At 49.2% G+C, this 15,827-nt stretch carries 14 protein-coding genes; 11 read left to right on the plus strand and 3 right to left on the minus strand.

What is annotated here, in order from left to right; genetic code table 11:
• Positions 1 to 2: 2 nt before the first annotated feature.
• The 8 genes from O6P33_RS09530 to O6P33_RS09565 all read left to right on the plus strand — a co-directional run bounded on the left by O6P33_RS09530 (position 3) and on the right by O6P33_RS09565 (position 9,323).
• Positions 3 to 467, plus strand: a complete 465-nt coding sequence (locus O6P33_RS09530) for a multidrug transporter (protein ID WP_269817547.1) — start codon at positions 3 to 5, stop codon at positions 465 to 467.
• An 82-nt stretch (positions 468 to 549) separates the two neighbouring features.
• On the plus strand, positions 550 to 726 hold the full coding sequence (locus O6P33_RS09535) for a hypothetical protein (protein ID WP_269817548.1): 177 nt from the start codon (positions 550 to 552) through the stop codon (positions 724 to 726).
• A complete protein-coding gene (locus O6P33_RS09540) occupies positions 710 to 3,682 on the plus strand; it encodes a sensor histidine kinase (RefSeq protein ID WP_269817549.1) in 2,973 nt (990 codons plus the stop codon). Before O6P33_RS09535 ends, O6P33_RS09540 begins: the two co-directional genes overlap by 17 nt.
• Positions 3,683 to 3,732: 50 nt before the next feature.
• On the plus strand, positions 3,733 to 5,145 hold the full coding sequence (locus O6P33_RS09545; RefSeq protein WP_269817550.1) for a sigma-54-dependent transcriptional regulator: 1,413 nt from the start codon (positions 3,733 to 3,735) through the stop codon (positions 5,143 to 5,145).
• 28 nt (positions 5,146 to 5,173) lie between these two features.
• A complete protein-coding gene (locus O6P33_RS09550) occupies positions 5,174 to 6,502 on the plus strand; it encodes a TAXI family TRAP transporter solute-binding subunit (protein WP_269817551.1) in 1,329 nt (442 codons plus the stop codon).
• A gap of 85 nt (positions 6,503 to 6,587) precedes the next feature.
• A complete protein-coding gene (gene yejK, locus O6P33_RS09555) occupies positions 6,588 to 7,595 on the plus strand; it encodes a nucleoid-associated protein YejK (protein WP_269817552.1) in 1,008 nt (335 codons plus the stop codon).
• Position 7,596: 1 nt separating this feature from the next.
• Positions 7,597 to 8,427 (plus strand): polyphosphate kinase 2 family protein, encoded by an 831-nt coding sequence (locus O6P33_RS09560; protein ID WP_269817553.1) that lies wholly within the window; start codon positions 7,597 to 7,599, stop codon positions 8,425 to 8,427.
• Entirely contained in the window at positions 8,409 to 9,323 is a 915-nt protein-coding gene (locus O6P33_RS09565; protein WP_269817554.1) for a DUF4344 domain-containing metallopeptidase, read from the plus strand. The genes O6P33_RS09560 and O6P33_RS09565 overlap by 19 nt, the downstream gene beginning before the upstream one ends.
• Before the next feature lie 9 nt (positions 9,324 to 9,332).
• Here O6P33_RS09565 and O6P33_RS09570 read toward each other — a convergent pair whose 3' ends face one another.
• Together O6P33_RS09570 and O6P33_RS09575 are read right to left on the minus strand one after the other, a co-directional pair.
• Positions 9,333 to 9,917 carry an RBBP9/YdeN family alpha/beta hydrolase gene (locus tag O6P33_RS09570; RefSeq protein ID WP_269817555.1) on the minus strand — a complete coding sequence of 195 codons (585 nt, stop codon included), beginning with the start codon at positions 9,915 to 9,917 and terminating at the stop codon, positions 9,333 to 9,335.
• Positions 9,918 to 9,980: 63 nt separating this feature from the next.
• Positions 9,981 to 10,619: a peroxiredoxin gene (locus tag O6P33_RS09575; RefSeq protein WP_269817556.1), complete on the minus strand. Its 639-nt coding sequence runs from the start codon at positions 10,617 to 10,619 to the stop codon at positions 9,981 to 9,983.
• Between the two features lie 306 nt (positions 10,620 to 10,925).
• On the opposite strand from O6P33_RS09575, the gene cysT reads away from it, so the two are divergent.
• The 3 genes from cysT to O6P33_RS09590 are packed head-to-tail and all read left to right on the plus strand — an operon-like array spanning position 10,926 to position 13,588.
• Positions 10,926 to 11,744, plus strand: a complete 819-nt coding sequence (gene cysT, locus O6P33_RS09580) for a sulfate ABC transporter permease subunit CysT (protein ID WP_269817557.1) — start codon at positions 10,926 to 10,928, stop codon at positions 11,742 to 11,744.
• 9 nt (positions 11,745 to 11,753) lie between these two features.
• Positions 11,754 to 12,617, plus strand: a complete 864-nt coding sequence (cysW, locus tag O6P33_RS09585) for a sulfate ABC transporter permease subunit CysW (RefSeq protein ID WP_269817558.1) — start codon at positions 11,754 to 11,756, stop codon at positions 12,615 to 12,617.
• Positions 12,618 to 12,619: 2 nt separating this feature from the next.
• On the plus strand, positions 12,620 to 13,588 hold the full coding sequence (locus O6P33_RS09590; RefSeq protein ID WP_269817559.1) for a sulfate/molybdate ABC transporter ATP-binding protein: 969 nt from the start codon (positions 12,620 to 12,622) through the stop codon (positions 13,586 to 13,588).
• 201 nt (positions 13,589 to 13,789) lie between these two features.
• On the opposite strand, the gene O6P33_RS09595 is transcribed toward O6P33_RS09590, so the two are convergent.
• A complete protein-coding gene (locus tag O6P33_RS09595) occupies positions 13,790 to 15,784 on the minus strand; it encodes a BCCT family transporter (RefSeq protein ID WP_269817560.1) in 1,995 nt (664 codons plus the stop codon).
• Positions 15,785 to 15,827 lie beyond the last annotated feature (43 nt).

Below are 15,827 nucleotides of genomic sequence, written 5' to 3' on the forward strand. Positions count from 1 at the left end.
GTATGCTCTCGCCTGCGTTAATACCTCTCACCTGGCTTGCCTTACTGCTGCGCTATCCAAAACGTACGCTCATGATTGGCGCGCCATTGGTGCTGCTACTTGCTGGCGTAACCGCTTGGTTGCTGCTTGATGGGCGCTACAATCAGCGCCTCTTAGATCATCTTGATATGCAGATCAGTTACGCTCCTGAGCAATGCCCAGTCAACCAACCGCTACTTGTGCAGTTACGTAACAACACCGATTATTCGCTCAAGAACTTACAGTGGCGCATCGCCGCCTATCGCCCTGGGGAAAATATTAACCTGGTGGCAACCCTCTTCACCGAAGCTCGCTACACCAGTTCCAGCCCTTTAGTATCAGGGGCCCAGTGGCAAACATGCCTGCCATTGCCTAACTTACGTACCGGTTACCGAGCAAGCACTGTTGAGTTTCGTGTGGAGCGCCGCCAAGGCAACTTTGTCCGATGAATACACGCGGTACTGCACTTAACTGTGGCACAGCGCCCCGTGCTTGGTTACTATCGGTGACACTTGTTTGTTGAGTGGCACCATGTACATTTATCGTTTAGTACTCATTTTAGTTGTTGGTATTTATCTGTTTTCGCCTGCCATTATGGAATGGTGGACGGCGGCAGATAGTGTTTGGTACCGCCCTTACTTACTGTGGCTTATTTTAATCGTGGTCACTTTTATTTTGCAGAGTCAAAAAGATGCTGACGAGCTTTAGTATAAGCCAGCTGGTGCTGATCAGTACCACCTACCTGTTAACCCTATTCGGCGTTGCTTGGGCCACTGAACACCGCTGGGTGCCGCGCTGGATTGTGCGCCACCCTCTGACTTATATTTTATCACTGGGCGTTTACGCCAGTGCCTGGGCATTTTTTGGTTCAGTGGGGCTGGCCTATCAATATGGTTATGGCTTTTTAGCTATTTACTTAGGTTTGTCTGGGGCCTTTTTACTCGCTCCGGTGCTGCTCTACCCTATTTTGCATCTGACGCGCACCTATCAGCTGTCTTCCTTAGCTGACTTGCTGGCGTTTCGCTTTCGCAGCAGCTGGGTTGGCGCCATAACCACAATTGGCATGCTCTTGAGCGCTATGCCCTTGCTGGCCCTGCAGATTCAGTCGGTGGCTGACACCATAGGTATTTTGACCCGCCAACCGATTCAAGATTATGTGGCTTTAGCCTTCTGTGTACTCATCACCCTTTTCTCAATTTTATTTGGCGCACGGCATATTTCCACCCGAGAAAAACATGAAGGACTGGTTTTTGCGATTGCTTTTGAATCGCTGGTGAAGTTGGTTGCCTTGCTTATTATCGGTGCTTATGCGGTTTTTGTCGTATTTGACGGTCCGAGCGATCTGGACATGTGGTTGTCACAAAACCAGTCCATTTTGGCTGACTTACAAATTCCCTTACAAGAAGGCCCATGGCGCACTTTATTGCTGTTGTTTTTTGCGTCAGCCATTGTCATGCCGCACATGTACCACATGATTTTCACCGAGAATCTCAACCCGCGCTCGATGGTCAGTGCCAGTTGGGGTCTGCCCTTGTTCTTACTGTTGATGAGCTTGCCTATACTGCCCATTTTGTGGGCGGGTTTAAAACTGGGCGCACCCACCTCGCCAGAATACTTCACCTTAGGTTTAGGTTTAGCAGTTAACAGTGAACGTTTAACCCTGCTGGCTTTTATGGGTGGCTTATCCGCAGCCAGCGGGGTGATTATTGTCCTGACTCTAGCCATGTCTGGCATGGTAATGAATCACTTGGTTTTACCGCTGTATCAACCGCCCGCTGAAGGCAACATTTACCGCTGGCTAAAATGGATGCGGCGTACGCTGATTGTCGCCATTATCTTGGCTGGCTATGGTTTTTACCTCTCACTGGGCTCGCAGCAAGATTTATCCAACCTGGGCTTAGTTGCTTTTGTAGCCACCTTGCAGTTTTTACCTGGGGTGCTTTCGGTTCTCTACTGGCCAAGGGGCAACAGCTACGGCTTTATCAGTGGCGCGGTGGCGGGAATGATCACCTGGAGCATTGGTATGTTGCTGCCCATGTTCAGCAATATCCAAGAGTTTTATTTACCGCTATTGGATTACACCTATGTGCTGGATGACCGCAACTGGCACTTCTCAGCCATTGCCGCACTGAGCATGAACTGCATAACCTTTATTCTGGTTTCGCTATTGACCCGCACCAGTATAGAAGAACAGCGCTCTGCGCAGGCCTGCGTAGTCAACAATGTGCGCCGCCCTGAGCGCCGTGAACTCTATGTCAGCACCCCCCACGAGTTTGCTGTTGAACTGGCCAAGCCCTTGGGGGCAGTGACTGCACAACGGGAAGTCGAGCAAGCACTGCAAGACTTACAAATCCCCTTTGATGAACGCCGTCCCTTTGCCTTACGGCGCTTGCGTGACCGCATCGAAGCCAACCTTTCAGGCTTGATGGGCCCCAGTGTGGCCCAGGACTTAGTCAGCACTTTTCTACCTTATAAAACAGATAGCCAAAGCTATATCAGTGAAGACATTCACTTTATTGAAAGCCGCCTCGAAGACTATCAATCACGCTTAACTGGACTGGCAGCTGAGCTAGATGCCTTGCGCCGCTACCACCGCCAAACCCTACAAGACTTGCCCATGGGAGTATGTTCCTTAGCCCGAGACCGAGAAATTCTGATGTGGAACCGTGCCTTAGAAGACCTTACAGGTATTACCGCATCACGGGTTATCGGCTCACGACTGGATGATATTGATAGGCCTTGGCGCGAACTGCTCACCAACTTTGCCCAAGATAGCAGCCCACACCTGTACAAGCATGCGCTACAAGGTGCCTATGAGCCGCGCTGGCTCAACCTGCATAAAGCCGCCATTGATGAACCCCTCGCCCCGGGTAACAGCGGTCTAGTTTTACTGCTGGAAGATGTCACACAAACCCGTTTACTGGAAGATAAGCTGGTGCACTCCGAACGTTTAGCATCCATTGGTCGTTTAGCTGCTGGCGTTGCTCACGAAATTGGTAACCCAATTACTGGGATTGCCTGTCTTGCGCAAAATCTTCGTGAAGAACGTGATGACGATGCAGAAATCATTGAAATCAGTAATCAAATCGTTGAACAAACCAAACGTGTTTCACGCATTGTTCAATCACTTATGAGCTTCTCCCACGCTGGCCAGCAAAATCAGGATGATTATTACGAGCCAGTAAACCTCTTTGAAGTGACCAGTGAAGCCATTCACCTACTGAGCTTAAATAAACTGAGTAAGACAGTGCATTACTATAATCTATGCGATACCCAGCACTGGACCCTAGGCGACTCACAGCGTCTGGCGCAGGTTTTAATCAACCTGCTGTCCAATGCGCGCGATGCCAGCCCAGAGCATGGGCATATTTATATCCGTACAACGGCAAGCAATTCTCATGTAGAGTTATCTATTGAGGATCAAGGCAGCGGCATCAGCACTGCAAGCTTAGAGCATTTATTTGAGCCATTTTTCACCACCAAAGATCCTGGCCAAGGCACCGGACTTGGGCTTGCACTGGTGTACTCCATCATTGAAGAACACCAAGGCGAGATTCATGTGGAGAGCCCCTGTGACCTTGAGCAACAGCTCGGCACATGCTTCCGAATCACCTTGCCACGCCAGCAGCCGACCGCCACCCTATTAGTCAGTGATCTGTTATGAATCTTAGCCATAACATTACACAGTATTCAGATTGTTTAGAGAGAGTGTAAATGCATCATATTTTGATTGTTGAAGATGAACCCATTATTCGCTCTGCTTTACGTCGCCTGTTAGAACGCAATCATTACCAAGTCAGCGAAGCGGGCTCCGTGCAAGAAGCACAAGAGCAATATGAGATTCCTACATTTGATTTAATTATCAGCGACCTGCGCTTACCGGGCGCGCCTGGTACAGAAATGATCAAGCTGGCCGAACCTACGCCAGTGTTGATTATGACCAGCTACGCCAGCCTGCGCTCTGCGGTTGACTCCATGCGTTTGGGGGCGATTGATTACATCGCCAAGCCCTTTGACCATGATGAAATGCTGCAGACCGTGGCGCGTATTATTCAAGACCATAAGCAGTCCAGCGCCGACCTGGATGAAAGCAGCCCGAGCGCCCCCATAGACAATACAGATATAGGCATCATTGGTAGCAGTGCGGTGATGCAAACGCTGTACAGTAAAATCCGCAAAGTGGCGCCCACCGACTCGAACGTCTTAATTCAAGGCGAGTCTGGCACCGGTAAAGAACTGGTAGCACGCGCTCTGCATAATTTATCCAAGCGCGCGAAAGCCCCCATGATCTCGGTCAACTGCGCAGCCATCCCAGAAACCCTGATTGAGTCAGAGTTATTTGGTCATGAAAAAGGCGCCTTTACCGGCGCTGTCACCGCGCGCACCGGTTTAGTTGAAGCAGCCGATGGCGGCACTCTTTTTCTCGATGAAATCGGCGAGTTACCACTGGAAGCGCAAGCCCGCTTGCTGCGCGTTTTGCAAGAAGGTGAGATCCGTCGGGTTGGCTCTGTGCAATCCCATAAAGTCGATGTGCGTTTAGTTGCCGCCACCCACCGTGATTTAAAAGGTTTGGCAAAAACAGGCGGTTTCCGCGAAGATTTATATTACCGCTTGCATGTCATTGCCCTGCACTTACCGGCCTTACGCGATCGCGAGACAGACGTTTTAGAAATTGCGGAAATCCTCTTAGAACGTCAGCGTTCACGCATGGATAAAGAGCCCATGGAGTTCACCGCTCAGGCCAAACTAGCGCTGCAAAAATACAGCTGGCCAGGCAATGTGCGCGAGTTAGAAAATGCCCTAGAGCGCGCGGTTATTTTGTGTGAAGGCAACCAAGTCACCACCGAGCTAATGGGCATTGATATTGATTTAGCCGCAGAAAAAAGCGATCAAGAAGCCGCCAAGGTTGCCGATGCAAAAGCTGCGGCTGAGTCCGCAACTGCACTCGAATCTGAGGAAGCGCCCAGCAAGCTTTCTTTAGAGGACTATTTCCAGCATTTCGTCCTTGAGCACCAAGACCAAATGACTGAAACAGAGCTGGCGCGCAAGCTTGGCGTCAGCCGTAAATGCTTATGGGAACGCCGTCAACGTTTCGGTATTCCACGGCGGAAAAGCTCTGGTAGTTAGTTAGCACAGATACCCATAAGGACAGCCCATGAATCGTATTTTACAAGATTTATCCATTATGCTGCGTGCTAACCTCTGGTTAGTACCGATATTGGCCGCATTAGTGGCGGCTTTATTTTACTTTGTGGCACCTCCACCGCCGATGTATGCCACCATGAGCACCGGTAGCCCCGACGGTGGCTATGTTCAGTTCGCAGAAAAACTGCGCGATGAGCTGGCCAAAGAAGGTTTTACCTTAAAGCTCGTTAATAGCAGCGGTTCTCGGGAAAATACCGAACGCTTATTGGATAAAAACAGCGGTGTCAGTTTGGCCTTGATGCAAAGTGGTCAAGAACTGGAACTCAGCGATGAGCAACGCAAAGAGCTGTTTAATCTGGGCGCTGTGTATCAAGAGCCACTTTGGCTGTTTACTCGCGCAGATATCGAAATCAACACACTCAACGACCTGATTACTCTGCGTACAGCAGTCGGTGCTGAGGGTGGTGGCACGCGGATGATGGTTGACCCAATGCTGCAGGCCAACCAAATCAATAGCCATGAGCTACCCAGTATGTGGCACCCCTACAGCGGTAAAAAAGCTTTAACAGCCTTATTGAACAATGAAGTGGATGCCGCATTTTTATTAGGGCAAGCAGAAAGCCCCTTAATTCAGCAAGCTGCAAGTCACCCACAACTGCAACTCGCCAGTTTTAAGCAAGCAGCTGCTTACCGTGCCCGCCTGCCTTATATTACTGAAGTGGAAGTGGGCCAAGGGTTACTCAATCTAGCCACCAACCAGCCGCAACAAGACACAACCACTATCGGCCCAGTGGCGATGCTAGTGGCCAATGAATCATTTCACCCTGCACTGACTGCGCTGATATTAGTCTCCGCGCAGGAGGTCATGAAGCACGGCACATTAATTGATTCACCCAATACCTGGCCACAAGACTTAGCCCATGAGTTTTCAACCCTAACCGAGGCTGAATACTTCCATACCAAAGGTCTGCCTCTGCTGCAGCGTTTTCTTCCCTTTAGAATCGCCTCCTTGGCCGACCGCTATATTATTTTAGTGATCCCGCTTTTAGTGTTGCTATTCCCACTGTTTAAAGTTGCAGGGCCGATCTACCGTTGGCGCATTCGTGCCCGCATTTACCGCTGGTACAAATACCTGCGCGACGTGGATCGTCAGCTCACCAACGACACCTTACCGCAGCATGTGGATGAGGAAATTAAGCGTCTCACTGACTTGCAGGACGAGCTGGCAAAAGTTGAAGTGCCGCTGTCTTACACCAATGAACTGTATGAGCTGCACTTGCACGTCCGCTATGTTTTACAACGTCTTGAAGGCTTAAAAGCAGCCCGCACACAAGCCTAACCCCGTCCGTGTTTCCCGCCTTGCCCAGCATTAGCTGCGAGCAAGGCGCGGCTTTATTCTTCTTAAGTAAAGGTTAAAAAACAGTATGTCGATTCATCACTGCATTGTTCACTTCATTGATAAAAAGCCTGACGACAGCCCAGCCAGTTTGCAATTCCGTGAAGAAGTACTGCCCAACTCCAGCGCCGTACAACATGTGCTTGCTGATTTAAATGACAGCTATAACGCCAAACCCAGTAAAGCTTGGGGCTTGTTTCAATCTGACAGCAGCCAATGGCCTCTGCAAAACTGGCTCAGCAGCTACTTAGCAGAACAAAGCGACTTTGTCAGCTTCAGCCGCCAAGCGCTAGAACACCTCAAAAAACATGTCGAAGAAGCCAATATCACTCTCTCAGGGCATGTGTTATTTGCCCATTACCAACAAGGTATGACCGACTACCTGACCATTGCCGTGCTGCAACATAGCGAAGGCATGGTGGTCAACGCAGGTTTAGACATTGATGCTGCACGCCACCTTGATTTGAGCCAATTGCACTTAGCCACACGGATCAATCTGTCGGAATGGAAAAATAATGCTCAGTCCAAGCAATATATTTCCTTTCTCAAAGGCAAAAACGGTAAGAAAGTCATCGATGGTTTCCGTGACTTTTTAGGCTGCCAAGAAGGTGTCGACGGCCCTAGCGAAACCCGCACCCTGCTCAAAGCTTTCAGTGACTTTGTAGAAAGTGAAGACCTGCCAGAAGAGCAAGCACGGGAAAAGACCGACAGCCTCACCAGCTATGCCAATAATCAAGCGCGGCGCGGTGAGGTGGTCAGTATTGAAGGTTTATCGGAAGTCTTAGATGAGGATAATCCACAGGCGTTTTACAACCATATCCGCAATAAAGATTATGGCTTATCGCCGGAGTTTCCAGCCGATAAGCGCACCTTAAATGCTTTTCGACGCTTCACTGGTCGCGCCGAAGGCATCTCCATCAGTTTTGACTCACACCTGCTTGGCTCTAAGGTCGAATATGATGAATCGCGAGATATGTTGATTATTCGTCAGCTGCCCACACAGCTTAAAGACCAACTTAAGCGTAACAAGGACTAATATGCGTCTCGCCGATACTTTACTGCAACACTGCCTCTACAACAGCGACACAGGTCTGAGCATTGCTCCAGACTATGATTTTGGAATGACTCAACACGAATACGAGAAGCGTTTAAAGGCAGTGCGTAACGGTTTAGATCGTCAACAACAATTGCTCTGGGCAAATAAAGGCCCAGCGCTCTTGGTGTGGCTACAAGGCCCGGATTGCTCCGGTAAAGACGGCGTGATCCGTAACAGTTTGCGCGGACTCAACCCACAAGGCGTACGCGTCAGTGATTTTCAAAAGCCCAGTGACAGTCAGCGCCAAGAAAACTTTTTAGCCCGCTACCGCCAGCACCTACCAGCAGCAGGCGGTCTCACGGTGTTTAATCGCACGCCTTATGAAGGTTTGGTCAGTGATTTAGCCGATGGTTATATTGATGACAACCAAGCCGCTGGGCGTTTACAGCAGTTATTGGAGTTTGAAGCAAACTTAGCCGAACAAGGCATTCACCTGCTGAAAATTTATTTACACATTTCTAAAGCAGAACAAAAAAACCGTCTGCGCCAACGTTTTATTAACCCTGAAAAACATTGGAAAATTTCTGCCGCTGACTTAGCCGGTCATCAAAATTTCCATGCTATTGAGAAAAACTGGAATCAAGCCTTTAAACAAAGCAGCACCCTATCCCACCCTTGGCATATTGTACCGGCCAATAACAAACCACTGCGCAATCTACTGTTTTGTAGCCTAATCGCACAAAAATTTGAGGAAATGGACTTACAATGGCCACAGCCTGAGCTGCCTTTCAGCCTTGAAACTCTGGATCAATCATGCCCACCTGTCGATTAGCCGTTATCGCCCAGTACCTGCACTCAAAACTAAACGGGGCCCTGCGCTGGGCCTTATTTTTATCCGTCGCCAGCAGCGCGACACTTTACGCGCACACACAAACAGCAGAGCACAAGCAAGAGCAAGCCGCGGCTGAGCAACTGCGTTTTGTTACCACCAATGCTGAGTTCACTTTGCTGCATGAGATGGGCCACTTGCTTATTCATGAGCTTAAGCTGCCAGTTCTTGGCCGCGAAGAAGATGCAGCAGATCAATTGGGTTTTATTGGCTTGTTTTTAATTTATGACCGCCAGCAAACCCCTGATTTCCCCATGCGCTTATTGGATGTGGCTGACTATTGGCGCTTAGAGTGGCAGCACACAAAAGATCCCGATGAAATGATCCATGCTTGGGACAGCCACGCCCTCGATGAGCAGCGCTTCTATAATATTGCCTGTTTGGCCTACGGCAGTGATCCAGAAAACCTAGAGTGGATTATTGAAATGACTGGCTTGCCAGAAGAGCGCGCCTTTTATTGCCAAGATGAATATGAGCAAGCCAAGTATGCCGCCTTATGGTTTCGTGAGCACTTTAAGCGCAGCCCAGAGCAACCTATCAAACACCACATTCGCGTCATTTATGACCCACCGCCCTATCACTTGGACGGTGGTGGTGACTTGCTGGAGAAAGTAAAAGCCAGCGGCGAGCTGGAAGCAGTGGCCGAGCGCGCCAGTGAGTTTTTTGCTTTGCCGCGCAACTTAACCTTAAGAGTCACCAGTTGTGGCGCCCCTGACAGTTGGTACAACATCAACAGCGGCGAGCTGACGCTATGCTATGAGCGCATCGCCCATTTCAAAAAACTCGCGCGCAAATTACCCCGCTTAAACCCAGCACTGCTTGATCCACAGGCTCAATAAAGCGTAACACTAAGCACTGTACTGATGGTGTCGCTCACTGCGCTCTTGCAGTTGATACAACCAACGAAAGCCTTGCTCCCAGCGATGATGACCTGACTGCACATTAATATGCCCAGCTTGCGGCAAAATCACTGCAGTGCTGCCCCAATACTGGGCAAATAATAACGCTCGCGGCGCCGTGGCTGCGTGGTCATTACTTGAGCCAACTAACAGGCTTGGAAACGGCAAGCGTTGCACAGGCAGCGGCGCAAAATTCAATAAAGCAGCAGGACAGTCGTTGCGCTCAACATCTGCTGGGGCAACCAATAAAGCACCCCGCACCCGCGCAAGTAACGCTGCTGGGGCTTGCGCAGCCCAGTGGGCAACAGTCACACAACCTAAACTGTGGGCAATGAGTATGACTGGACTGGTTTGTGCAGCAATCTGCGCTTCTAGTTCAGCAACCCATGCCTGACGCTCTGGCTGCAACCAGTCGCGCTGCTCAACTCGATGGCAATTGGGCAGCACCTGATGCCAGTGTGACTGCCAATGCTCGGCAGCAGAACCATACCAGCCTGGCACAATCAAATAACGCACAGCAGAAATGTTAGTCATCAGCACTCCCCTTATCAGCGCCCCTAATGGCAAAACCACACTCAGCCATTAGGGGTTGTTATCTTAACGATTCGGTTGTGGCGTTAAGCGCAGGTATGGTTTAACCGCACGATACCCCTTCGGGAAACGCTCTTGCAGCTCAGCCTGATCTTGAATCGACGGCACAATAACCACGTCCTCACCATCCACCCAGTTCGCAGGAGTGGCGACTTTATAGTTATCGGTCAACTGCAGTGAATCAATCACTCGCAAAATCTCATGAAAGTTACGTCCAGTACTGGCCGGATAGGTAATGGTCAGGCGCACTTTTTTATTCGGATCAATAATAAACAGCGAACGCACTGTCAAAGTATCGTCTGCATTGGGGTGGATCAGGTTATACAGCTCGGACACCTTGCGATCATCATCGGCCAAAATTGGAAAGTTAACGATGGTGTGCTGCGTCTCATTAATGTCTTTAATCCACTCATGGTGTGAAGCCACTGGGTCAACTGATAGCGCAATGGCTTTCACATTACGCGCAGCAAACTCATCTTTTAACTTGGCGGTAAAGCCCAGTTCCGTGGTGCATACTGGGGTGAAGTCGGCTGGGTGTGAAAACAAAACACCCCAGCTATCACCCAACCATTGGTGAAAATTAATCAAGCCTTCACTTGAATCCTGTTGAAAATCCGGTGCGATGTCGCCTAATTGAATACTCATATTTATTACCTCTGTAGATGGGTCAGTGGTGACCACTATGCTACAGAGCCATAAGTCAACAAAAGAATATAAAGAAGCTTACTTATAACCAAAAGGAATAACAAACAGCTTTCCGCTAATTCTTTTAAAGCATAAGTGAAGAGCCAAATAGTATTTTAAAGAATAAGTGATAGCCCTTATGATAAGCACCTTCACGCCAGAGCAGGTCGGCGTATTGGCAGACATTGCGCACTCAGCAAACACTGTACTTTTCATCTAACCAAGCCAGCAATGCTGCTGTTTTCAATAACCACAAGGCAAGTCACTATGTTACGACGCACCTCTCCAGTCATACCAGGATTCGGGCTGACGCTCGGCTACACTTTGGTGTACCTCAGCTTATTGGTGTTTATCCCGCTTGCCGGCATGTTTGTTTATGCAGCGCAGCTGACTTGGTCAGAGTTTTACACCATTGTTAGTGCGCCACGGGTATTGGCAGCCTTCAAGCTGAGCTTTGGCACGGCTTTTATTGCAGCATTGCTCAATGGTGTGATCGGCACTTTATTTGCTTGGGTGTTGGTGCGTTACCGCTTCCCAGGACGCAAAATCATTGACGCCATGATTGACTTACCATTTGCACTGCCCACCGCTGTTGCAGGGATTGCTTTAACCGCCTTATATGCACCCAATGGCTGGCTCGGCCAATTTGCTGCAGATATAGGCATGAGTATCGCTTACACCCCGATTGGCATCACCTTAGCTTTAGTTTTTGTCACCTTGCCTTTTGTCGTGCGTACCATTCAGCCGGTACTGGCCGATATTCCTCGTGAACTGGAAGAAGCCGCCGCCTGCCTTGGTGCCCGTCCTTGGCAAACTTTCCGCTATATTTTACTGCCGGCGTTACTGCCTGCATGGCTTACAGGTTTTGCTTTGGCCTTTGCCCGCGGTATCGGTGAGTACGGTTCAGTGATTTTTATCGCGGGCAACATGCCCGGTAAAACTGAAATTCTGCCCTTGCTGATCATGGTTAAGCTCGACCAATACGATTACCTAGGTGCCACCGCCATTGGCGTCATGATGTTAATAGTGTCTTTTATCTTGCTACTGTTTATTAACCTTCTCCAGCGCTACGTTGCTAAGGGCTAAGGAATACCCATGACTACTTCACTTACCGCAACTTTACCCAAGTCTTCCTCCACTACTCGTAGCTGGGGACGCTTAGGCTTACTCGCTGCAGCTTGGCTGATGTTTATTGTTTTCTTGGTTTTGCCACTGGCCATTGTCTTGTCGGAAGCTCTCAAAATGGGCGTTGGCTATTTCTTTAATGCCATTCTTGAACCCGATGCTATTTCCGCTTTAAAGCTCACGATCTTAGCCGTGGTCATCTCAGTGCCTCTCAACTTGGTATTTGGTGTTGCTGCCGCTTGGTGTGTCAGCAAGCATGATTTCTATGGCAAAAGTGTCTTAATCACCTTGATTGACTTACCTTTTTCGGTGTCACCGATTATTGCCGGTTTGGTTTATGTTTTATTGTTTGGGGCGCAGGGTTTTTTTGGCCAATGGCTGATTGAGCATGATATTCAAATCATCTTTGCGGTGCCGGGCATTATTTTAGCGACGTTGTTTGTCACTGTACCTTTTGTTGCCCGCGAGCTGATTCCCCTGATGCAGCAACAAGGCACCCAAGAAGAAGAAGCAGCGCGTTTACTCGGCGCCAGCGGCTGGCAGATGTTTTGGCATGTGACTGTGCCCAATATCAAGTGGGGCCTTATGTACGGAGTCGTGCTCTGTACTGCCCGCGCCATGGGTGAGTTTGGTGCGGTGTCGGTGGTGTCTGGTCACATCCGTGGTTTTACTAACACTCTGCCCTTGCACGTTGAGATCCTTTATAACGAATACAACCATGTTGCAGCCTTTAGTGTTGCCAGTTTGCTATTAATTTTGGCGCTGCTCATGTTACTGCTGAAGCAGTGGAGCGAATCGCGTATCAACCGTCAGCACAATAACGGAGACGAATAATCATGAGTATTGAAGTGCGCCAAGTGAACAAGCAGTTCGGCAACTTTACTGCATTAAACAATATTAATTTAGATATCCAAGCTGGCGAACTGGTAGCACTACTTGGGCCATCGGGCTGCGGTAAAACTACCCTACTGCGCATTATTGCCGGTTTAGAAACGCCGGACACAGGCAATATTTTATTTAACGGTGATGATGTCTCTAGCCGCGATGTGCGCAACCGCAATGTTGGTTTTGTGTTTCAACATTACGCCCTATTTCGTCATATGACCGTGTTTGATAACGTGGCCTTTGGTCTGCGTATGAAACCACGCCGTGAGCGTCCCAGCGAAGCGGTGATTGCTGAAAAAGTGCAGGAGCTCTTGCGCATGGTGCAACTGGACTGGCTCTCTGACCGTTACCCTGAGCAGTTATCCGGTGGTCAGCGCCAGCGTATTGCCCTAGCCCGCGCTTTAGCTGTGGAGCCGCAAATTTTACTGCTGGATGAGCCTTTTGGTGCGCTGGATGCCAAGGTGCGCAAAGAGCTACGCCGCTGGCTGGCAGACTTACACGAAGAGATTAACCTCACCTCGGTTTTTGTCACCCATGACCAAGAAGAAGCCATGGAAGTGGCTGACCGAATTGTCGTGATGAACAAAGGAGTGATTGAGCAGATCGGTACTCCGGCAGAGGTTTATGAAAACCCTGCCAGTGAGTTTGTTTATCACTTTTTAGGAGACTCCAATATCCTAAAAGTCACTGACCAAGAAATCCAATTCCGCCCCCATGAAGTGCTGCTGTCACAGGTTGCCGCCGAAGGCCATCAAGTCGGTACGGTACGTGATATTCGCCCACTGGGGGCAATCACTCGAGTCACCTTGAAAGTTGCAGGGCAAAAAGAACCCATCGAAGCAGAAGTCGCCCGCGATGACATTAACTTGCAGGGTCTGACTACCGGTGCCGCTCTTTATTTCAAGCCTAAAGCCTGTTAAACAGCGTCTTGCCAAAAGTTAACCTCAAGTTCAATAAATAACGAGTCAATGAACATTTTGAGTAAGCTTGTTAACCCAGTGGTAGCTACGCAGGTAGTTATTCAGAGGTGTCCTAATCTCAAGCTCAACAAATAAAAAAGCCCCCAGTGTTGCACTTACAACACAGGGGGCTTTTTTGTAGGACTGAATGGCGCTGTGAACTTAACGAATCACATGCAAGAAATGCATATGCTGCTCGTATTGATCCAGCACATCCTCAATCACTTCATCACGTAACCAACCCATAATGTCGTAATCTTGCCCGCCTTCTAGCAAGTGCACTTCTGCACGGAAGTATTTACGTTTTTCCCGCTCTTCGACTTCTTCGCTATCATCACTGACTTCAGCTGGCGTCATAAAATCAGGACGCGTATAAGCACGGGGCTGCACTTCGTAGACAAAGTTCACCTCAGCATTGTGTTGCACCTCAAGCTTGCAGCGCTTTTCATCATTGATTTCAACTTCAGCGCTGTAGCCCTGCTTGCGAATTTCCCCAGCAACTTCCTCAAGGGCAGGCTGCACCACTTCCTCAATAAAGCGATTTACGTGGGAGCGACGTGGAAACATCATCATGCTGCGTAAACGCCGTTGCCAACCACCAGGACGCAACTGTTGACGGGAGTGATGCACCACACTTTGCTGCTTCAATAAACGCTTAGTGGAGTCAAAGTGCAGCGCTTTAAACAAGCCCCAAATGGCCGTGAGCAAAATCAGTGAGAAAGGTAGCGCACTGGCAATCGATGCCGTTTGTAGCGCTGGTAAACCACCACTAATGAGCAGCGTAATGGCCACTAAACCAATGGAAGAGGCCCAGAACACTCGCTGCCATAATGGCGTATCGGTTTTACCGCCAGAGGCCAGCATATCAATCACCAAGGAGCCGGAGTCCGCTGAGGTGACAAAGAACAACACCACCATCAACACTGCAACCACTGAGAGCAGCGTAGAAAAGGGGAAGTGTTCTAAAAAGGCAAACAGCGCCAAGGAGCTGTCGGCGCTGACAGTGTCCGCCAAGCTGGTCATACCTCCGTGCATAATCATGTCGATGGAGGTGTTACCAAAGACTGTCATCCACAAGAAGGTGAACCCCGTCGGTACCAGTAAAATCCCCGTGATAAACTCACGAATGGTACGGCCACGAGAAATACGCGCAATAAAAATACCCACTGCCGGTGACCAAGCAATCCACCAGCCCCAATAGAGTAAAGTCCAACCGCCCAGCCAGTCAGTTTGCTCATAGGCGTAAAGGTTAAAGGTTTTATTGACGATCTCGGAGAAGTAGCCACCGGTGTTTTCCACCAGGCTTTGCAATAACAGCACTGTTGGACCAAGGGTCAAAATCAGCACTAGCAGTACCACCGCTAACAGCAAGTTAGCTTCAGATAAAATTTTAATGCCTTTATCCAAACCCGTGGCAACTGAGATGGTCGCCAAAGCGGTAATACTGATAATCAGAATAACTTGTACATAGGTGCCAATCGGTAAATCAAATAGGTAGTTAAAACCACCATTGATCTGCAGTACACCGTAGCCCAAGGACGTGGCAATACCCAAAATGGTACTGATGACTGCGAAAATATCCACAGCATTACCAATGGGGCCATAAATGCGTTCACCGATCAGCGGGTACAGCGCTGAACGCAAAGTCAGCGGCAGGCCGTGACGGTACGAGAAGAAAGCTAAAATCAACGCCACCATGGCGTAAATTGCCCACGCATGTAAACCCCAGTGGAAGAAGGTCAGCTTCATCGCTTCTCTGGCTGCTTCAATGGTGTGGGGTTCGCCCACCGGCGGTGAAATAAAATGCATGACTGGTTCAGCCACGCCAAAGAACATCAAGCCAATTCCCATTCCGGCAGAAAACAACATGGCAAACCATGACATATTTTTATAATCAGGCTTACTGTGATCTGGGCCCAATTTGATATCACCGTAACGGGTTACGGCTAGATAAACGGCTGATAGCAGAATAATGGCAACGGTCAGTACATAAAACCAACTGACATGGCCAACGATCCAGGTTTGAATTTTAGTAAAATAAGTGTCGGCAATACTGGGAAAAATACTGGCGAAGAGAACTAAAACAGTGATCAGAAACGCTGACGTATAAAACACCGTTGGATTTATAGTTCTTTCCCGTTTAGGGGAGGTATCCATAACAAATCCTTAATGGCAGAAGCTCATAATTATTAAAAGAGCC

The sequence above is a fragment of the Denitrificimonas caeni genome (genome assembly GCF_027498055.1).
Taxonomy (GTDB): Bacteria; Pseudomonadota; Gammaproteobacteria; order Pseudomonadales; family Pseudomonadaceae; genus Denitrificimonas.

Bases quoted from the DNA above. Each gene is read 5' to 3' on its own strand.
- O6P33_RS09530 (WP_269817547.1), top strand. From the start codon at position 3: ATGCTCTCGCCTGCGTTAATACCTCTCACCTGGCTTGCCTTACTGCTG.
- O6P33_RS09535 (WP_269817548.1), top strand. From the start codon at position 550: ATGTACATTTATCGTTTAGTACTCATTTTAGTTGTTGGTATTTATCTG.
- O6P33_RS09540 (WP_269817549.1), top strand. From the start codon at position 710: ATGCTGACGAGCTTTAGTATAAGCCAGCTGGTGCTGATCAGTACCACC.
- O6P33_RS09545 (WP_269817550.1), top strand. From the start codon at position 3,733: ATGCATCATATTTTGATTGTTGAAGATGAACCCATTATTCGCTCTGCT.
- O6P33_RS09550 (WP_269817551.1), top strand. From the start codon at position 5,174: ATGAATCGTATTTTACAAGATTTATCCATTATGCTGCGTGCTAACCTC.
- yejK (WP_269817552.1), top strand. From the start codon at position 6,588: ATGTCGATTCATCACTGCATTGTTCACTTCATTGATAAAAAGCCTGAC.
- O6P33_RS09560 (WP_269817553.1), top strand. From the start codon at position 7,597: ATGCGTCTCGCCGATACTTTACTGCAACACTGCCTCTACAACAGCGAC.
- O6P33_RS09565 (WP_269817554.1), top strand. From the start codon at position 8,409: ATGCCCACCTGTCGATTAGCCGTTATCGCCCAGTACCTGCACTCAAAA.
- O6P33_RS09570 (WP_269817555.1), bottom strand. From the start codon at position 9,917: ATGACTAACATTTCTGCTGTGCGTTATTTGATTGTGCCAGGCTGGTAT.
- O6P33_RS09575 (WP_269817556.1), bottom strand. From the start codon at position 10,619: ATGAGTATTCAATTAGGCGACATCGCACCGGATTTTCAACAGGATTCA.
- cysT (WP_269817557.1), top strand. From the start codon at position 10,926: ATGTTACGACGCACCTCTCCAGTCATACCAGGATTCGGGCTGACGCTC.
- cysW (WP_269817558.1), top strand. From the start codon at position 11,754: ATGACTACTTCACTTACCGCAACTTTACCCAAGTCTTCCTCCACTACT.
- O6P33_RS09590 (WP_269817559.1), top strand. From the start codon at position 12,620: ATGAGTATTGAAGTGCGCCAAGTGAACAAGCAGTTCGGCAACTTTACT.
- O6P33_RS09595 (WP_269817560.1), bottom strand. From the start codon at position 15,784: ATGGATACCTCCCCTAAACGGGAAAGAACTATAAATCCAACGGTGTTT.